Below are 16748 nucleotides of genomic sequence, written 5' to 3' on the forward strand. Positions count from 1 at the left end.
CTTGCCGTGATCGTCGGCATCTCGATCGCGCTGCAGGCGGCAACGTGGCTCGGCGCGATCCAGACGGACGGCGGCGGTACGGGCAGCGGCTGCTCGGGCGCGTAAAGGGGATGAGATGGATTACGAACCTCGAACCACGGTAATCCACTCGTCCCTGATGCGTATCAAGACGATCGCCGGAGTGGAAGAGCGTCTCGCAAAAGTCCACCTGGCGATCGCGATCGCAATGTTGGGAGTGTGGCGGATCTGGCTGTACTTCCCGTTTTGCGTAGCAGTGCACCTTTTCCTGGTGTGGCTGACGAAGCGTGACGAGAACATCTTCCTGATCTACACGCAGTACAGCCGACAGTCCGACGTCTATGACCCCTGGGTCAGGATCGATCGGAAATCGAAAGTCAAACGGCCGCATGGCTTTGGGCGTGACATCTTATGTTGAGTATCAAGGCAGTCCTCGGCTCATATCTGAAATCGGTAAAGAGTTTCTCGGAACTCGTACCGTGGATGGGTATGAACGCCGCAGATATGGTGTTCAACCTCGACGGATCGATGATGGTGGTGTACGAGGTCGCGGGTATTGATGCCGAGGGCCGTCTCCCTATCGAAACGGATGGGTTCGTCGAAAACTTTGAGCGAGCTCTCAAGGGATTTGATGAACATATCCTGGTTTGGTCCATCATGGACCGCCGTCGGACGGAATACTATCCGGACGCAGATTTCCCGACGGCGATCGGCAAGTTCTTGGATCTGTCGTGGAAACAACACCTGTTCGGCCAGCGTCAGTACGAGAATCGTCACTACTTTGCAGTGGTCTACCGCAATCTCGGTGGCTCGGGCGGTTTTTTCGACAAGCTGACGAATCACATGGATCGGCACAAGGTTGGGATGTTCAAAGCCTTGAGTGCGATCCTGTTCTCGGCGACTTCGGCGAAGAAGAACGCGGCGCTTGCATTCGAGCAGTTTGACGCACACGAAACTCACTTTCGCCAGATCCTCGAAGAGTTCGAGACGACGGTGAACTCGCTTGGCTTTCGCCGACTGCAGAGCAACGAGTTGATGACCTTCATGCACCAGCGTGTGAGTCCGCCGAACGATCACCACCGTGTGGCAATCCCGGATATCCCGGTGTACCTCAATACGTACTTGCCGGACTCGACGCTTCGACGGAAGAAGAAGCACCTTGAATTCGAGGGTGACGTCACGCGCTACGTGGGCGCCATGAGCGTGAAGAACTGGCCGAACATCATCGCGCCAGGCGTGACTGATCCGCTACTGCAAATCGACGGTGAAATTACCGTCAGCCAGTGCTTCGAGTTCTGGGGCAACGAACGGGCGAAGAAGTACATCCAGGCCACGCAGGACCATTTCATGGCCAGCACCAAGCGTTGGACGACGCATTTGGTGGAACAGATGACGAAAACGGAGTCGGACAAGATCGATGCCGGCAAACTCGCGTTGGCTGAAGACGCGTCATCTGCGCTGGAAGATCTGACGGCGCTCGACCGTGCCTACGGGCACTACAACATGACCATTCTCTGCCACGGTGATACCGAAGAAGAGATGGAGCAGACGCTAAAAGACGTCGGAAGCACGATGCGCACCGCTGTCGGTGCGAAGGTGGTTCGCGAACGAATGTACGCGCTCTCGGCGTTCACGGCGACATTGCCGGGCCAATGGGCAAACATCGTCCGCTGGGGCTTCATCAACGTGGGGAATCTTGCAGATCTGGCACAACTCCGAGCGATTCGGACCGGCGAACGTCGAAATTCGCACCTGTCAGGGCAGCTGCAGCGCCCGATTCCGGCTTTGGCACTTTTGCCGACCGAGCACAACGTTCCATTCAACTACAACTTCCACCAAGGGGACTTGCCTCACTTCTTCGTGGTGGGCCCGTCGCGTTCGGGTAAGACGACGCTGCTCAATTTCCTGATTTCGCAGTTCTTCAAGTATCACCCGTGCAATGTCCTGATCTTCGATAAGGACTATTCGTGCTATGTCGCCTCGGGTCTTCAGGGTGCGAAGCATATCGACATGAACCCCAGCACGGGCAAGGCACCTCGCATGAATCCTCTGCGCGTCGTAAATGATCCGACGAAGCGGGGATGGCTGATGCGGTGGCTGCAGCTGATCGTGACTCTTCGGCAATACGAGTGGAAGACCGAAGACGAGCTCGACATGAACAAGGCGCTCAACATGCTGGCTGATCAGCCGCCGGAAAACTGGCGACTGTCGCGCCTCGCAGACTTCATGAAGGCGATTTCGAACGATCTGTACAAGGAGTTGCAGCCCTGGCTTGAGGACGGTGGCACGTACCCGCATTTCGATAGCTCGGAGGATGATTTCAAGTTGTCGTCGTTCACCGACGTTGAGATGGGAGGGTTACTCGAGGATGAGATCCTGGCCCCTGTCTTTATCGACTACGCGTTCTTCTGCATCGACGAGATGCTGGTTCTTGATCCGGAGCAAGGGATCAAGCCGACGCTGATCTACCTTGAGGAGGTTTGGTATCTCTTCAAGAACAAAAAGCTGCGTGAGCGCTTCGACAACTGGCTACGCACACTCGCTAAGAAAAACGCGATCGTCGGGATGACTACACAGTCGCTAAAAGAAATTGCTGACAGCGACATCTTCACCACGATCATCGACAACATTCAGAACCGGATCTTCCTGCCGAATCCTAGCGTGATGGCGCACTTGGACCTGTATCGCAACAAGTTCCAACTCAACGACGAGCAGATCGAGCGCATCCGGACAGCGACACGGAAGGTGCAGTATTACTTTGTGAATCCGGAGGGTATGTCGCGCATGGCAAACGTCCGTTTTCCGCCGGAGATGCTGGCCTGCCTTCGGTCGGATCAGCTCGCGATTCAGAAATACAAGGAATTCCGCGCCAAGCTGGTTCCGGATTGGGAAGAGCAGTACATCGAGGAAATGGTCCGTTTGGGAGAGGTCGCAAAAAATGAATAAAGTCGTTGCAGCTTTCCTGGCCATCCTGTGTTCGGGTTCGTGCTACGCCGGCGGTATGCCGGTGTTCACGTGCGGTTTGGTGTTCGATCCGACCAACTTCTCGCAGAACGTCATCAAAGCCGCGCAGACCGCCCAGAAAGTGATCTTGCAAGGGCAACAGTATGCGTTGCAAATGCAGCAGTACGAGATGCAAGTCAAGCAGTTGGCGGCGATCAATCCGCAGCAGCTTGCTGCGTTAGGTGGGGCCACCGTTGCCGATCTGCTGGGTGTGAACAGTTACGTGTCCAGCTTGCAGAACGTCGTTGGCGACTTGAAGAATGTGTCTGCTGCGTTGAACAACCGCTTCACGGAAGCGCAACTGTCCGGACAGACGTGGCCTCAGTATCTGGCATCTCAGCAAGCTGCGATCAAGGCCCGGCTCCAGTCGGCTCAAATTCGTGCTCAGAACGAAGCCGCGATGCTCCAAGCAGTGCAGAACGACTACGCGATGGCTGCGCAGTGGCAGGCGCGAATTCCGGCCACGATGGGAACGAATGAGGATGTACAGTTGCTGAATACCCAGATGAACCGAGTGCTCATGCAGAACTCGCAAATCATCAAGATGCTCGTCGACAAGAATGGCGCACTTAAGGCTACTAGCGAGGCCGATGAACTTGGTAGAAGGAATCAGGACGCTGCGGCACGGACGATTTTCAATGGCGCCATTCAGCAGGACAACCAGAATAGTCAGTCGTTGATCAACGGCCTGCAGTAGTTCTCACACGATTCGAAAGGAAAAGCCATGAAAAAGATTTTTGGTGCCGTGCTGTTGATGTTTGCTTCGACGTCGTCGTTTGCCCAGTACATTGTTTTCGATCCGTCGAACTACGCGCAGAACCTGATCACGGCGGCACAAACGGTCCAGTCTGTTCTCAAGACAGCACAGCAGTACTCGACGCAGATCCTGCAGTATGAGAATGAGGTAAAGCAACTCGCATCGATTGGGCCGGAGGCATTGAACACGCTGAAGAGCGTGGGCAACCTCAATCTGACGAATATCAACGGCTACATCAATTCGCTGAATTCGCTGTACGGCAACCTGTCCGGAATGTCGAACCAGATCGCTACTCAGTTCTCGGCCGCCCAGCTGAGCAACATGACGTGGGATCAGTTTATGGCGAAGCAAAAGCAGGATATCCAGAACGGCATTGGCGCTGCGCAGATTCGTGCGCAGAATGAGGTCAATACGCTTAACGCCATCCAGCAGGACTATGCGATGGCGCAGCAGTGGCAATCGCAGATCCCGACAACGTCGGGCATCCACGAGTCGATGCAGTTGATGAACCAGCAGATGAACCGGGTCGTCATGCAGAACGCGCAACTGATGCAACAGCTCCAGTCGACCAACGGTAGCGCGAAAGCGGTGGAAGAAATGAATAAGGCGATCGCAAAGCAGCGCAACAACGATGCACTTCAGTCTATCGACCAGACCATCAGCACCGACAACGGAAACATGAGCTCGCTGGTCAACGGATTGAGGAACGGTTCGCCTATCTACCGAACCTCCGGCAGCGGAGCGACGAACTGAAGGGGCCCGCCCGACGCATGGGCGGGTAAGTGGCGGTTAGGCGAATAGTTTCTAAGGAAGCCGGTATGTTCAGTGTGAGTGTGCAAATGTCATCGAAAAGATCGTCGGACGGAGCGGGGATATCTGGGCTGCTATCGGTCGTGGCGTTTATCGCGTGCATGCTATTCTCGCTCTCGGCTTTCGCGCAGAACTCTGGCTCGTCGGGGATCTCGATTTCCGCGGCGGACTCGGGTTTCGTCTCTCAGGTGACGAATGATCTGAATCAACTGGAAAGCACGATTCAGTCAAATTTCAGCAATATGAGCGGTACCCTGGCTGCAGACGGTGCCGAACTGGAGTGGGTGCTCTTCAGCGTGATGTTCGTCTGGACAGCGATCACCGGAATGCTAAAGGGCGAGTCTTTGGGCGAGGTCTTCGCGCAGATCATCATCCAGATCCTAATGCTCGGCATTGTGATGGCGTGCCTGAACTCGAGCTCGCAGAACGCTCTTACACAGACTTTCTCCCAAATTTCGAACCAGTTTGGCGCTGGTACGAATTTGTCCGGTGGCTTCAAGAGTTTTTTCACCGCGATCTCCAGTCTTTGGGCAAGTGCGGACGGAAGCTCGACGTCGTCGGGGTCGAGTGGGAGCAACTGGTTTTCGTCGCTCTTCCATACGATCGGTGATTTCGATCTCGGATCGATTCTCGCCGGTCTCGCAATTGTGATTCTGAAGTTGGCGACGACCGTGATTGTGGCCGGAGCCGCGGCGTTGTGGGCAGGGAATTACATCCTCTCGCAGATGAAGGTATATATCGGCTTGGCAGTTGCGCCCGTGATGGTGCCTTGGCTTCTGATGCCGTACACCACTTTCCTTTTCGATGGGTGGTTGAAGTACATGATTGGCGCCGGCATGATGCAGATCGTCGGCGCAATCATGATCAAAATGACCAACACCTTGATGACCACCATGACAACCGTTGCGCAGGGGGCGACGGCCACGAACGTCATTCTGTATGTGGTCCTGGTCGTACTCGCCTTGGTGATCGCCTACATGATGTCGGAGATCAACGGCATTGCGATGGGGCTGCTCCAAGGTGGTTCTCGGGTTGGTATGGGCTTTAGCGCCTGGAGTAGCGTGAAGAACTGGGGGCCGCATAGGGGCCTTGGTTCGGCCGCCCAACGCTCGGGCCAGCTCGCGGGTAAGGGTGCTCGCGCAGCCGGCCAAGGCCTGAAGTCGGCCGGCCAGGCCGCGCTCAACCGGATTCGGGGTGGCGGTGGCGGGGTCCGTGGCGGCGGTGGGAGTAGCGGGTCCAGAAACACTATGTCCTCGAGCGGAGGTGTTCGGGCAACCATGGCGCAAGCACGCGGTGGCAGTACGTCCAAGCGCTAATTTTTCGACCTGTTGATAGGCATATGAAAGGAATGGCATGAGCACCAGCGAGGCACAAGGCGACGAACGCCAGACGAAGAGGTCTTTCCGGGAAGCATTTGTGGAAACGCTTCATATGCTTCGCGCGGGGCCGGATACCGAAGAGGAATGGGATGCGAGGGAAAACCAGTTGCACGCAATGATTCGGGAGTCCGTCCCAAGTGCGATTGGTGTGACACTGGCGCGGACGCTTATTGAGCAGCCCGTCGTCTTTCTCGTGGGGATCGGTGGGCTCATCTTGTGGACAGTCCTGGAAGCGATCCCCTTCATCTACCGCCTTCTCTTCTAGTCACTCGTGGGGGCTTGTTTCCGTACCGCCTTCACGTACATTAGGGGGTAAGGAGATCGGAAACATGACCACCCTCTACCGAACCATTCTGTTTGCTGCGCTTGCCTGCTATGGCTGGTACTACAACACCAGCCTGAACGTGGACCATTCGTCACGCAGCGCCCAAGTTCACTTCGATTCGGCTCGTTCGCCGGCCCATGGAGGCGAATGATGAACGGCCGTTATCGTCAATCGAACCCTCTCGATACGCTTCTCGGCCTGGCGGTCATCGCACTTCTTGCGTTCGCGGTCCTGTCAGCGGTTGCATGGGCCTGGGAGACGTGGCAGCTGCTCACGTCGAACCAATCGACGCATGACGTGGTTCTTTACGGCCGAGTCGCGTCGGTCGTTATTGTGGTCCTCGGTCTTGCGGCCATTCGATTCTGGGCTATCGCTTACGTGGCAATTACTGTCTTTGCGTTTAGCTGGATCGCGCTGCTTTCGGGTCATGCGGATGCTGGTGAGTTCTGGGGGTTCGCAGGTTTTCTGCCGATTCTTTCGGTCTACCCGTGGCTTGCCCGGAAGTTCCCTGAGGCTGCTGATGAACGCGAGCGCGCCATGGTCGTGAACAATCCGCAGGAAACAGGCTCTACGCCGCTGCCGCATCTTCCGGTTGCGACTCCGCGAAAGACCCTTGATTCGCTCGTGGGGATGGAGGAGCTGAAGGATCGCCTCCGCGGCGCCGTGTCGGATATTTTGGCGAAGCGCTCGGAGGGCGAGGATCCGCGCAACGGTATCCTCCTACACGGTGAGCCGGGGAATGGCAAAACGGAATTTGCGGAGTGCTTGGCCGGGGAATTCAAGCTTCCGCTGATCAAGCTGCGAAACAGCGACGTGGCCAGCCGTTGGAAGAACCAGACGACGGAAAGCATCGTTCAGGCGTTTGCGGACGCGAAGGCGCACGCTCCGTGCATGCTCTTCATCGACGAAGCCGACAGTCTGCTCGTCGACCGGGCTGGGATGGCAGAGTCCGGCGGTGAGGAAGGGAAGATCACGAACGCACTGCTGACGGAGCTGGTGGACATCCGTGCGCATCGTGTCGTCGTGGTTGCTGCAACGAACTACCTCGACAAGCTCGATGCGGCCGGGATGCGGGAAGGACGCTTCGATTTCAAAATCGAAGTTCCGACGCCGGATGAACCTGCCCGTCTCGCACTTCTCGATGCCTCGCTCAAACGTTATGTGCCGTATGTGGAAATTCCGCAAGCAGCAGTGGAACGAGCAGCCAAGCGTTGGGTCGGCTATTCCAGCAAGCGCATCCAGTCGGTTGGTGAGCAAATTCGGGAAGTCAAGCGGAAGACCAATCGGAATAGCTTTGACTTCGACGATTTGATGGCTGCGATGCGAGCTCTGCAAGGTCGCGCAGGCAAGATCCCGGAGAATACGAAAGGGCTGGACGAGATCATCCTATCTGTCCCGTCGAGCAAGCGTCTGAAGGCGATCGCAACCCGTATGTCCAAAATCAGCCAGATCGAGGAAATGGGCGGCAAAGCGCCGACAGGAATCGTGTTCTATGGTCCTCCGGGAACGGGAAAGACCGAAGCGGCACGTGCTCTGGCAAAGGCTACGGGATGGGCGTTCTTGCAGACCACAGGCAGTACGCTGATGGCTGATCCCTCATCGTGGGACAAACTGATCCGCGAGGCGAAGGACATTCGTCCGGTGATCGTGTTCTTGGATGAGGCCGACGATATTCTCCGGAACCGCCAGATGTCCAACGTCTCGGCCCTGACCAACAAAGTCCTGGTCTCGATGGACGGCGCGGCTGGCAAAACACCGGATATCGTTTTCGTCGCGGCCACGAACTTCGTGGACGATATCGATGAGGCTGCAATGCGTGGCGGCCGCTTTACCGAGAAGGTACGCTTCGAGCTGCCTGATGAAGTGGGTATCGAGACATTCGTCTCCGGCTGGCTGGAAAAACGAGGCATCGAGCCGTTGAACAGTTTCGTGGCTCGTGTGGTGGATGCCCTGAAAGGAGAGTCGATTGCAAACGTCGACGCAATCCTTCAAGAAGCTGTGAACCAGTGTGCCGTGAGGATGCTGGATGGCGAGGAAGCTAGTCTCACGGTCGACGATATCGTGGAGGCCCGAGAAACGATCTCTCGCAACTGATCTGAGTCCTTTCACGATCGGGGCAGGCCCTGTTTCCACGGGCCTGCCTTTTCTTTTGGGGTTAGTCGAGGAGCAGTGTTACGGTCGCCATCAGGTATCGGAGCAGTCCACCCGGGGAAAGAACCCCTTCTTAGGCGTTCTTTTAGAATGGTTGACCACTAAGCCCCCATGTTTTACTTCCTGCTAAGAAATCTCGGAGCGGGAAGCATGCTGTTCAATCGGAAAGAAAAACCAGTCGACGTACTGATGGCGGGAAATGCCGGGCCGGTCACGGCATACGACAAGGCCAAGCGCGAATTCTTCGAAATCATCGGTACAAGCCAGGCCAACTCGGCACGATGGTTCATCATCGCCGTGGTCATGGGTTTTGGCTTGGTTGTGATGGCCGCGGACTTCTATCGCCTCTTGCCACTCAAGACCATCGTTCCGTGGATGGTGCAACCGCAGGCCGATGGTGCAGTTGCCAACGGGGGCGCTGTCGCCGCTGTGCAATTCACGCCGAATCGCAACATGCGCTCCTATTTCCTCAGGCATTGGGCAGAGAAGGCGCTCACCATCGACCAGTACACATCGCAGAAAGATCTAAAGGCCGCGCAGGCGCTTTGCCGAGGCGCGGCCGTCGGCGAGTTTGCCCAAATGATGAGGGACGACAACCCCTTCGGCAAATTGGCGCTCAACGCGCAGTACACACGCGTCGTTCACGTCAAGAGTGTTGACCCAGGCGAGAACGGCGTCGGCTTCATCTTCTTGACGACCGTGGCCGGTGGCGGTACGGGAGATCCGGATACGAAGCAATATCGGATTACGGTCCACTACGCGATCTCCCCGCCGAAGAGCGAGGAGGAAATTGCGAGCAATCCCGTCGGCCTCTACATTACCCACTTCGCCCGCGTCGAGGACTTTTAATGATGTCGTTCATTGTGAGAATTCTCGCCGCGATTCTGTTCCTCGCGGGTCCGCTGAGCGCCCACGCAGTGTTGATTGCAACTCCGCTGCCGGGTGACACTCGACTCGTCCGTTTCGACTTCGATCCGAACAACACGTATCAGATCCTCACTCGCCCCAAGGCTGTTACGGATATCCAACTGGAAGCCGGAGAGGTTGTGAAGGGCGTTGCCCTCGGCGATTCTTTCTCCTGGGACTGCGAAACAGGCGTTGCGGGCCACATTTTTATTCGGCCGAAGTACGACGATGTTGTGACGTCGGGCACGGTCGTTACAGATCGTCGCACGTACCAACTCATGCTGCGCTCGACGGAAGCGGATGTGGGCAAGTGGTACCAACGGGTTACGTGGGGATATCCCGGCACGTCGATGTTGCAACCGATCGCGACGACTGCTGCTCCCCAGGCTTCTGGTGTGGGGCCGACGGCAAGCGACCCGCTGACGCGCGGCGTCGATGTTGAACAGTTGAACTTCGACTATCGGATCAGCGGCAATGCTCCGTTCAAACCGGTCCAGGTGATCGACAACGGCACGTTTACGTGGATCCAGATGCCCGCAAACATCCAGGATTGGCCGGCAGTTTTCTGGGTTACGCCGGATAACCGTTATGCGGCACTCGATCCTGTTGTCGATGGGAAATACCTGAAGGTCACGAAGGTCATGCACAAGTTCCTGCTGAAGATCGGCAAGGAAGAAGTCGAGATCACGAACAACAAGGTCGCTCAATGACCAACAAGTCGATCATCGATCCGGAAGCCAACGACGGAGGCTTGCCCAAGAAGAACATGCACTGGAAGATTGTGCTTCTTCTTGGCGCGGTCGTCCTCGTGGCGGCTTATATCAAGTTCGGCGGAAAGAGCGTGCATCGACACGATTTCAATCCGACTCCTCCTCATGCTACCGAACTCGGTCCAGCGGCGGACCCTTCATCCATTGATAAGGACAAGGCAGCTGCGGAACAGAATGTCCAACTCGAGAAAATTCAGGAAGGCAAGCAGAAGGCCGAGGCTCTGAAGAAGCAACAGGAGCTGCTAGCTGCTCAATCGGCGAATAGCGGACGGATGGGTGTGGCGCCGGCGCAAACGCCAGGAGCCGCATCTTCTACGGTGGGTTTGCCTCCTGCTGGCGCGTTGCCTCCGCTTCCACCGACGATGGCCGCGAATGGTGCGAGGGGCGGTCGGGGAGTGGCTGATCCAGACCGCGAGTCCATGATCAGAAACTCGCCCGTCTTGGTTAAATCGAATGCCGGTCAATCGGGTTCGGCTCAGGGGAATATGCCGCCGGGTTATGTCCCGCCTCAGATGAGCGACCTGCAGCGGAGTGAGCTCGCGAGTGCGTCGGACATGAGCAATATTCTGAAACACATGCCCGGAATGCAAAGCGGCAACAACCCGGGTGCGGGAGCGACGGCGAATTCGCAATGGCTGACGGATTACAACTCGAAGCTATCGGACCACTCGGCTGAAACGGCGTATGCCCCACCGGCCAGGTACTACGTGCGCAGCAATACCCTCATTCAAGCGGTTACGACGCGAAAGGTGGATAGCGACCTCTCTGGCCCTATCGAGATGCGCGTAGTCAGCGATGTCTACGACTCGGTTACTGGCACACAGGTCATGATTCCGGCGGGTTCGTCGATCAGTGGCGGGAACAATGGGGATATCCGTCTTGGCCAGTCGCGGATTGAGGTTGCGGTGGGTCGAATCTGCCGTCCGGATGGTATTTGCGTGGACACGCCGAATTCACAAGGCGCCGATTCGGGCGGCGCAACGGGTCTGTCTGGGGACGTGAACAACCACATCCTGCAGATTTTTGCGACAGCCATCATCCCTGCTGCGATCGCATATGCTACGACGCCGAAGAACAGTGGCAATAACAACGTTTATGCGGGTAGCAGTTCACCGCTCAATGCCGCTGGCCAGATTATGGTCCAGACGTCTCAGACGGTGTTGAACCGCTACAACAACATTCCGCCGACGATTACCGTTCCTCCGGGTTCCCCTGTGAGTATCGTCCTCGGGAAAGATCTTGTGCTGCCGCCATACCATAGGTGAGATCGTGAAACTCAGTTTGAAATCCGTCGCGCAACTGCGCTTCCTCGCTATCGTGGTTTCGGGGCTGGCCATGACGGGATGTGCTACGGCGCCGCTGCCTGCAGCATCGAATCAGAACTACGACTTCGCATATCGAACCACAGGCGGTTCAGGCGTTCGTCCGAGTCAGGTGTTCGATGATGGTTCGAAGACCTATTTTCAGTTCCCTGTCGGGAAGACGGCGCCGGTGATTCAGCTCGACGATGCTGGATCTCGCAAGCTGCTCGAGCCGAATCAGGAAGGCATCTACTACACCGTGCCGTTCGTCGCGAATCGCTTTGTATTCCAACGAGGCCAGGAGACCGGGGTCGTAGAGTACGACGGTGCCAAGCCGCACGTGGTCGACCTGTCACGGGTGAATGAGCCTGGGACGGTGCCGGCATCGCACGTCGACGTGGACGGCCTGTATGCCATTACGCAGCGCAGTCGCCCGGTGTACGTGCATCAGGCAATGCAGGCGAATAGCTATGCAACGCCAGTGATTGGGGACAATGCTTCGTGGGCTACGGAACTTCCGACAGAAGACAAGTTCGACGTCCAGTTCAAGCGCGGCAGTTCGAAGCTTCTGGTTCCGAAGCGATCTGCGACGTCGGAGATTTTGTCGGCGGCGAAGAAGGCGAGCCGCGTTGTCATTATGGGGCGCGACGACGACAGCATGATGGAAACTCTGGCGGAGAATCGCGCTGGCGCGGTGCGGGACTGGCTTGTCAAAAATGGCGTTCCGCCGAGCGTGATCAATGTGACGGCTGATACCTCCGGTGCTGACGGGCTCGACGCCGAGATTCGCGTCTACAGCAAGCCGGCGCAGGTTCCGGTGAACTACGCGTCGCCAGATTCGCCGGCGTTCAAGGCGGATGCAATCAAGGCGGATCTTCAAGCGGGTCTGATCTCTCGCGAGGAAGGGGCTCGACGTCTTGCATCGCTTGCCGGTTACGGGAATTCCAGCAATGGAGATAACTCGAGCGGAAGCGGCGGAATTTCCCTTCGCTCAACCTTGGCGGTATTCGCCGAGAAGGAGCACTACCAGCTCACCTGGGGCGTGGGTGTCGCGGACAAGAAGATCACCGTTCCGCCAGTTGATCGTGAGCCGGATTTTGATGCAAAGGTTGTCGATCTGGGTAAGGCGAGTGCGGCCGCATGCAATCTCGGGGTGGACAAGGAGGCCAAATTGATCTACGCGGAGCCGGATCTCAGCGGCCTGACGAAGATCAATTGGAAGGCCGGGATCGAGACGCTCAGCGAAGCCAATTCCGTCCTGACGGTGAAGCTGCGGACCTCGCCAAAAACGATGTACGCCGTGGATCGTGCCGATAACTCGGACATCTCCGTGAAGTGGACGGATCCGACCGCATTCACGATGCCCGTACGGGAAAAGATGGCGCTCACCCTGGACGGCAAGACACTGGATCTGACTCACGTGGGCGACAGCCGTTACGTGGTCGTGCTTCAACCCACTGCCGGGACTACTGCGAAATGAAGAAATCGACTTTACTGCAGCGTGGGGCCGCTGCCGCTCTTGCCCTCGTAGTGCCGTTCGCGGCGGCGCAGGGGCATAAGAATCAAGCGTTCGTCCCCGGGGCGGCTGCCGTGGCCGCTGCTCCAGCATCCGGAGCTGCCGTCACCGTTGCCAATAATTCATCCGTCGCGACGGTAGTGGCTGGCGGTGATGCCGGGATTCCCCAAACGACGCAGGAGTTCGCGGTCCGAGCGAGCGATGAAAATTTCCGGAAACTGATCGCCCGCTGGGGGCGCGAGGCTGGGTGGAATTCTGAGTGGGATGTCGATCGGGACATCGACATCACAGGCGAGTACACGTGGCGGAACATGTCTTTTGTTGATGCCGTTCGGGCTACTTTGAAAGCCACCGAGCGTGGCGACCTTGCCGTGCACGGCTGCTATTACGCGAATAACTGGGTCCAGGTGGTGCCTCTGACGACCCCGTGCAAAAGGTAGGAGTGTGCAGTTGCAGTTGTCGGACGAGGGCGCCGTTGGCGCCCTTTCGCATTTCTGGTCACCCGGTTGCCCGCAGTGATATCTCCAGTTGTGGACACGTCATTCCGGCTGGAAAGGTGCCCGCAATAGGCGCTGTTTCTGCGTAGTTCTACCATCTCGGGCGTGTTTTACTTTCTGCTAGGAAAAGGTAAAGGTCGGGCGTCGAACCGCCACTCCCTTGCAGGAGCATCGATACCGACGTGGCCTTAATGACGCCCTGGTCGACAAGACCGACGATACCAAGGTAGACCGATGAAACGTGAGATGAAATGCCTCGTGCTTGCGCCGCTTGTAGCCGCCCTGACTCTTTCGGGATGTGTGTCTCCCACTTTGGAGAGGGAGACGAAGGGAGCATCTGAGGACAACTCGAGGATCCAGGCGGAATCACGGCAGAAACTCTTCGATCAAATCGCGAACTCGGAACAAGTCCGTGTGCGAGACGAGATGATTGATACGCCATTTCTCGCTGGGAAGGCAGTCGCGTTGAGTCGCGATGTCGTGCTCCCGCGCGCACTGCAGAAGAATGTCAATACGGACATGATGTTCCCCGGCCGGCGTGTGTCGCTTCCGGTGGCCGCGGAGCGGATTACTTTGTCGACGGGTATCCCGGTCAAAATCGACAGCGACGTCTATCTGCCGGCGTCGGCCCTACTGCCGAGAGGCCAATCGAGTGAGGACCTCAAGACTGCCGGGGTCGGACAGGGCGCGGGCGTGGCGCCGGCTGCACCTCTGCCGACGGCGGCAAAGGGAGTGCTTCCGCCGATTCCCACGACGGGGGAGGGCTTGGGTGGGTTGCAAGGATACTCGGGGTCTGCATCGATCGATACGCCGATGGACGTACAGTTCGAACCGGGTGAGATGGCATTGTCGCGCACCCTCGACCTCATCGCGACCCGGCTCGGAATCAACTGGAAATACGACGACCAGAAAGGCGTGATCCGTTTCTACCGGATGGTCACGAAGACGTGGTTGCTGCCGATCAAACCCGGATCGATGTCCTATACGACGGCGTTCAACGGGTCGACACAACAGTCGAACAATACGAACGCGCTGAATACGCAGTCGCAGCAGCAGGACTCGCCGATCAAGAGTGAAGCGACAAACATCAGCGAGGTGAATTCGGTCAAGGCGTCGATCCAGACGATCATGACCCGCGCTGGCTCGATCTCGGCGGATCCTGCGATTGGCTCGATCACACTCACGGATACAAAAGAGGCGGTCGACAAAGCAGAAGAAATCATCAAATTCCAGACGCAAATTCTGTCGAAGATGGTGCTGGTGCGGCTCCAGATGATCCAGGTGCACACAACTGACACCGGTCAGGCAGCGGTAGACTGGAACGCCGTGATGACGAAGGCCCTGCAAAGCATTCCAGGATTCCAATTGTCGTCAATTTCACCCGTTTCGCTTATCGGTCAAAACGGCGTCAACAACGCGGGGCAGTTCGGACTGAGCATTACGAGTGGTGCGTTCAAGGGTACGACGGCCATCGTTCAGGCGCTTCAGGAAATCGGGCGGGTATCGACGTCCACCGAGATCCCGCTGTCGATTCAGAACCGGCATGGCATGTACTACAACGTACGCCAGACGTTCTCGTACGTGTCCGCGACGACGCCCGCAACGTCCACCGCCGGTGGAACGGGTGGGATCCCGGGTATCACGACATCGCAGGATCAGGTCGGATTCAAACTGATGCTGTATCCGAGCGTAACCGCCCATAACTCGATCAATTTGACGGTGTCGATCGACCAGTCGACGCTGCAGTCACTGCAGACCTTCACCTCGGGATCGGGATCAAATCAGCAGTCGGTCCAACTTCCGAACACAAGCGGCGAGGGCGCTACCGTCGACGCGATTGTACGCAACGGCGGAACGCTCATTTTGACGGGCTTCGAGCAAAAGACGAATCAGTTCGATCGACGCGGTCTCGCACCGAACGTTCCGTTGATCGCTGGTGGCTCCAAGACTGCAGATTCTGAACGTGTGACCACCATCATCATTCTGTCTGCCGCTGTTCAGGACGCTGACTCATGATTATTGACGTCAACGGGAAAAAGGTTGCATTCGGACTCGCGTGGAAGCGCCTGGTTGGCGGTGGTACACCCGAGTCGATGGCGATCTCGCGGGCCCGAGAACATAAGTCGGTGCTGATCTGGACTGACGACGAAGCCCTGCAAGTCGGATTGCTGCCCGCTGCGGACCTGACCGAGAAGGACGTTGGCGCGGTCAAGGTTCCGGTGTTCGCGGCGGCAAAGATCGTTTCGCGGATCCCGGGACTCAAGAAGAACGTGCTGCTTGCGTTGAACAATCCCAACAAGACCGGGACCTTCATCCTGGTTGGGATCTACAAAGGCAAGCCGCGTGACAAATTCGACCTCGCCGACATCTCGGGCGAAATCCTTGAGCAAAAGGTCGCCGAGTATCGGGATCTGCTGAAGAACGAACCGTTCGATCTGATCGGCGACGTTCGCGGGATTGAAGGAATCTATTCCACGCCGATTGGGGTATTGGCCGAGCACGCGGACGAAGGCAGTGCAATGCACCGCCCCAAGGCCCAGCTACCCGTTCGGAAGGTGGGAATCGCGGTTGGCATTGTGCTCGCGTGCTTTCTAATCGCCAAAGTGGCATCCCCGGTGATTATGAAGAAATGGCGGGATTATCACGACCCCAAGCAACCCAATCCGCAAAAGCTGTACGACGACGTTATCGCGCAAGCGCGTTTGACACCGAGTCTCAAAGCAACGGACCTTGGCCCTTGGTATCAATGGTTCCGCGAGCTTCCGTGGGATGTCGGCGGATGGCGTTTAGCTGGCACCTCGTGCTCGTTCACGCCGTCGGCGTTAATGGTTTGCGCTGTCGACTACAAGCGTGCGTTGACGCAAGGTACGTATAAGACATTTGTCGCGGCGTTGCCTGAACAGTGGAAGCACGCCTATAAGTTTGATCAGGACGTCGCACACGTGCAGGTTACGTCACCAATCGGACTTGTTGGAAAGGTTGGCCAGTTCCTCGATCAGGCGCCAACTGAAAACGCCGTGACGATGGATTTCGGTTCTCAGCTTCAGGGTTATCAGGTGGCGGGGAAGTTCACGATCACGCCATTCGGACTGTTCGGTGCAGATGGAATCGACGCGAGTTCGTTGCAGAACACATACAAAGTCGCAACTTGGACCATGGATGGACCGGTCCGCGATTTTGAACTGCTTGGACAGTTTCCACCGTATGCGTTGGTCTCGTCTATTTCTGTAGTGGTGCAGTCTGACCCGCAGTCGACGATTGACAACTCAATGTTCAAGGCAACTGTTAAGGGCCAAGTGCTGATCAGGGGATAGG

15 protein-coding genes are annotated in these 16748 nt (G+C 57.1%); all 15 read left to right on the plus strand.

Annotated features, from left to right (window positions below; all coding sequences use genetic code 11):
* The first annotated feature begins 115 nt into the window (after positions 1-115).
* The 15 genes from KH616_RS02105 to KH616_RS02175 all read left to right on the plus strand — a co-directional run bounded on the left by KH616_RS02105 (position 116) and on the right by KH616_RS02175 (position 16747).
* Positions 116-436 carry a VirB3 family type IV secretion system protein gene (locus KH616_RS02105; RefSeq protein WP_042975973.1) on the plus strand — a complete coding sequence of 107 codons (321 nt, stop codon included), beginning with the start codon at positions 116-118 and terminating at the stop codon, positions 434-436.
* A complete protein-coding gene (locus tag KH616_RS02110) occupies positions 430-2964 on the plus strand; it encodes a type IV secretion system protein VirB4 (protein WP_292234678.1) in 2535 nt (844 codons plus the stop codon). Before KH616_RS02105 ends, KH616_RS02110 begins: the two co-directional genes overlap by 7 nt.
* The gene (locus KH616_RS02115; RefSeq protein WP_292234679.1) at positions 2957-3718 is read left to right on the plus strand and encodes a conjugal transfer protein; all 762 of its coding nucleotides are present in this window, start codon (positions 2957-2959) and stop codon (positions 3716-3718) included. Before KH616_RS02110 ends, KH616_RS02115 begins: the two co-directional genes overlap by 8 nt.
* A gap of 27 nt (positions 3719-3745) precedes the next feature.
* Positions 3746-4531, plus strand: coding sequence for a conjugal transfer protein (locus KH616_RS02120; protein WP_046196825.1), 786 nt, complete (start codon positions 3746-3748; stop codon positions 4529-4531).
* 158 nt (positions 4532-4689) lie between these two features.
* Positions 4690-5904 (plus strand): type IV secretion system protein, encoded by a 1215-nt coding sequence (locus tag KH616_RS02125; RefSeq protein ID WP_080323294.1) that lies wholly within the window; start codon positions 4690-4692, stop codon positions 5902-5904.
* Positions 5905-5941: 37 nt separating this feature from the next.
* On the plus strand, positions 5942-6232 hold the full coding sequence (locus KH616_RS02130) for a hypothetical protein (RefSeq protein WP_292234680.1): 291 nt from the start codon (positions 5942-5944) through the stop codon (positions 6230-6232).
* Positions 6233-6296: 64 nt separating this feature from the next.
* The gene (locus KH616_RS02135) at positions 6297-6443 is read left to right on the plus strand and encodes a hypothetical protein (RefSeq protein WP_155836362.1); all 147 of its coding nucleotides are present in this window, start codon (positions 6297-6299) and stop codon (positions 6441-6443) included.
* Positions 6440-8386, plus strand: a complete 1947-nt coding sequence (locus tag KH616_RS02140; RefSeq protein WP_292234683.1) for an ATP-binding protein — start codon at positions 6440-6442, stop codon at positions 8384-8386. Before KH616_RS02135 ends, KH616_RS02140 begins: the two co-directional genes overlap by 4 nt.
* Positions 8387-8593: 207 nt before the next feature.
* The gene (locus KH616_RS02145) at positions 8594-9292 is read left to right on the plus strand and encodes a type IV secretion system protein (protein ID WP_292234686.1); all 699 of its coding nucleotides are present in this window, start codon (positions 8594-8596) and stop codon (positions 9290-9292) included.
* The gene (locus KH616_RS02150) at positions 9292-10059 is read left to right on the plus strand and encodes a TrbG/VirB9 family P-type conjugative transfer protein (protein ID WP_042975967.1); all 768 of its coding nucleotides are present in this window, start codon (positions 9292-9294) and stop codon (positions 10057-10059) included. The genes KH616_RS02145 and KH616_RS02150 overlap by 1 nt, the downstream gene beginning before the upstream one ends.
* Complete coding sequence (locus KH616_RS02155; protein ID WP_292234690.1) at positions 10056-11384, plus strand: TrbI/VirB10 family protein; 1329 nt, start codon at positions 10056-10058, stop codon at positions 11382-11384. The genes KH616_RS02150 and KH616_RS02155 overlap by 4 nt, the downstream gene beginning before the upstream one ends.
* A 4-nt stretch (positions 11385-11388) precedes the next feature.
* Positions 11389-12900, plus strand: coding sequence for a TrbG/VirB9 family P-type conjugative transfer protein (locus KH616_RS02160; protein WP_292234692.1), 1512 nt, complete (start codon positions 11389-11391; stop codon positions 12898-12900).
* Positions 12897-13376: a TcpQ domain-containing protein gene (locus KH616_RS02165; RefSeq protein WP_292234694.1), complete on the plus strand. Its 480-nt coding sequence runs from the start codon at positions 12897-12899 to the stop codon at positions 13374-13376. The genes KH616_RS02160 and KH616_RS02165 overlap by 4 nt, the downstream gene beginning before the upstream one ends.
* 483 nt (positions 13377-13859) lie before the next feature.
* Positions 13860-15449, plus strand: a complete 1590-nt coding sequence (locus KH616_RS02170) for a hypothetical protein (RefSeq protein WP_242610643.1) — start codon at positions 13860-13862, stop codon at positions 15447-15449.
* The gene (locus KH616_RS02175; RefSeq protein WP_021161001.1) at positions 15446-16747 is read left to right on the plus strand and encodes a hypothetical protein; all 1302 of its coding nucleotides are present in this window, start codon (positions 15446-15448) and stop codon (positions 16745-16747) included. The genes KH616_RS02170 and KH616_RS02175 overlap by 4 nt, the downstream gene beginning before the upstream one ends.
* Position 16748: the final 1 nt, after the last annotated feature.

Source organism: Burkholderia sp. (genome assembly GCF_018375725.1).
Lineage (GTDB): Bacteria > Pseudomonadota > Gammaproteobacteria > Burkholderiales > Burkholderiaceae > Burkholderia.

Bases quoted from the DNA above. Each gene is read 5' to 3' on its own strand.
- KH616_RS02170 (WP_242610643.1), top strand. From the start codon at position 13,860: ATGATTGATACGCCATTTCTCGCTGGGAAGGCAGTCGCGTTGAGTCGC.
- KH616_RS02105 (WP_042975973.1), top strand. From the start codon at position 116: ATGGATTACGAACCTCGAACCACGGTAATCCACTCGTCCCTGATGCGT.
- KH616_RS02145 (WP_292234686.1), top strand. From the start codon at position 8,594: ATGCTGTTCAATCGGAAAGAAAAACCAGTCGACGTACTGATGGCGGGA.
- KH616_RS02130 (WP_292234680.1), top strand. From the start codon at position 5,942: ATGAGCACCAGCGAGGCACAAGGCGACGAACGCCAGACGAAGAGGTCT.
- KH616_RS02135 (WP_155836362.1), top strand. From the start codon at position 6,297: ATGACCACCCTCTACCGAACCATTCTGTTTGCTGCGCTTGCCTGCTAT.
- KH616_RS02140 (WP_292234683.1), top strand. From the start codon at position 6,440: ATGATGAACGGCCGTTATCGTCAATCGAACCCTCTCGATACGCTTCTC.
- KH616_RS02115 (WP_292234679.1), top strand. From the start codon at position 2,957: ATGAATAAAGTCGTTGCAGCTTTCCTGGCCATCCTGTGTTCGGGTTCG.
- KH616_RS02155 (WP_292234690.1), top strand. From the start codon at position 10,056: ATGACCAACAAGTCGATCATCGATCCGGAAGCCAACGACGGAGGCTTG.
- KH616_RS02120 (WP_046196825.1), top strand. From the start codon at position 3,746: ATGAAAAAGATTTTTGGTGCCGTGCTGTTGATGTTTGCTTCGACGTCG.
- KH616_RS02110 (WP_292234678.1), top strand. From the start codon at position 430: ATGTTGAGTATCAAGGCAGTCCTCGGCTCATATCTGAAATCGGTAAAG.
- KH616_RS02150 (WP_042975967.1), top strand. From the start codon at position 9,292: ATGATGTCGTTCATTGTGAGAATTCTCGCCGCGATTCTGTTCCTCGCG.
- KH616_RS02175 (WP_021161001.1), top strand. From the start codon at position 15,446: ATGATTATTGACGTCAACGGGAAAAAGGTTGCATTCGGACTCGCGTGG.
- KH616_RS02165 (WP_292234694.1), top strand. From the start codon at position 12,897: ATGAAGAAATCGACTTTACTGCAGCGTGGGGCCGCTGCCGCTCTTGCC.
- KH616_RS02125 (WP_080323294.1), top strand. From the start codon at position 4,690: ATGCTATTCTCGCTCTCGGCTTTCGCGCAGAACTCTGGCTCGTCGGGG.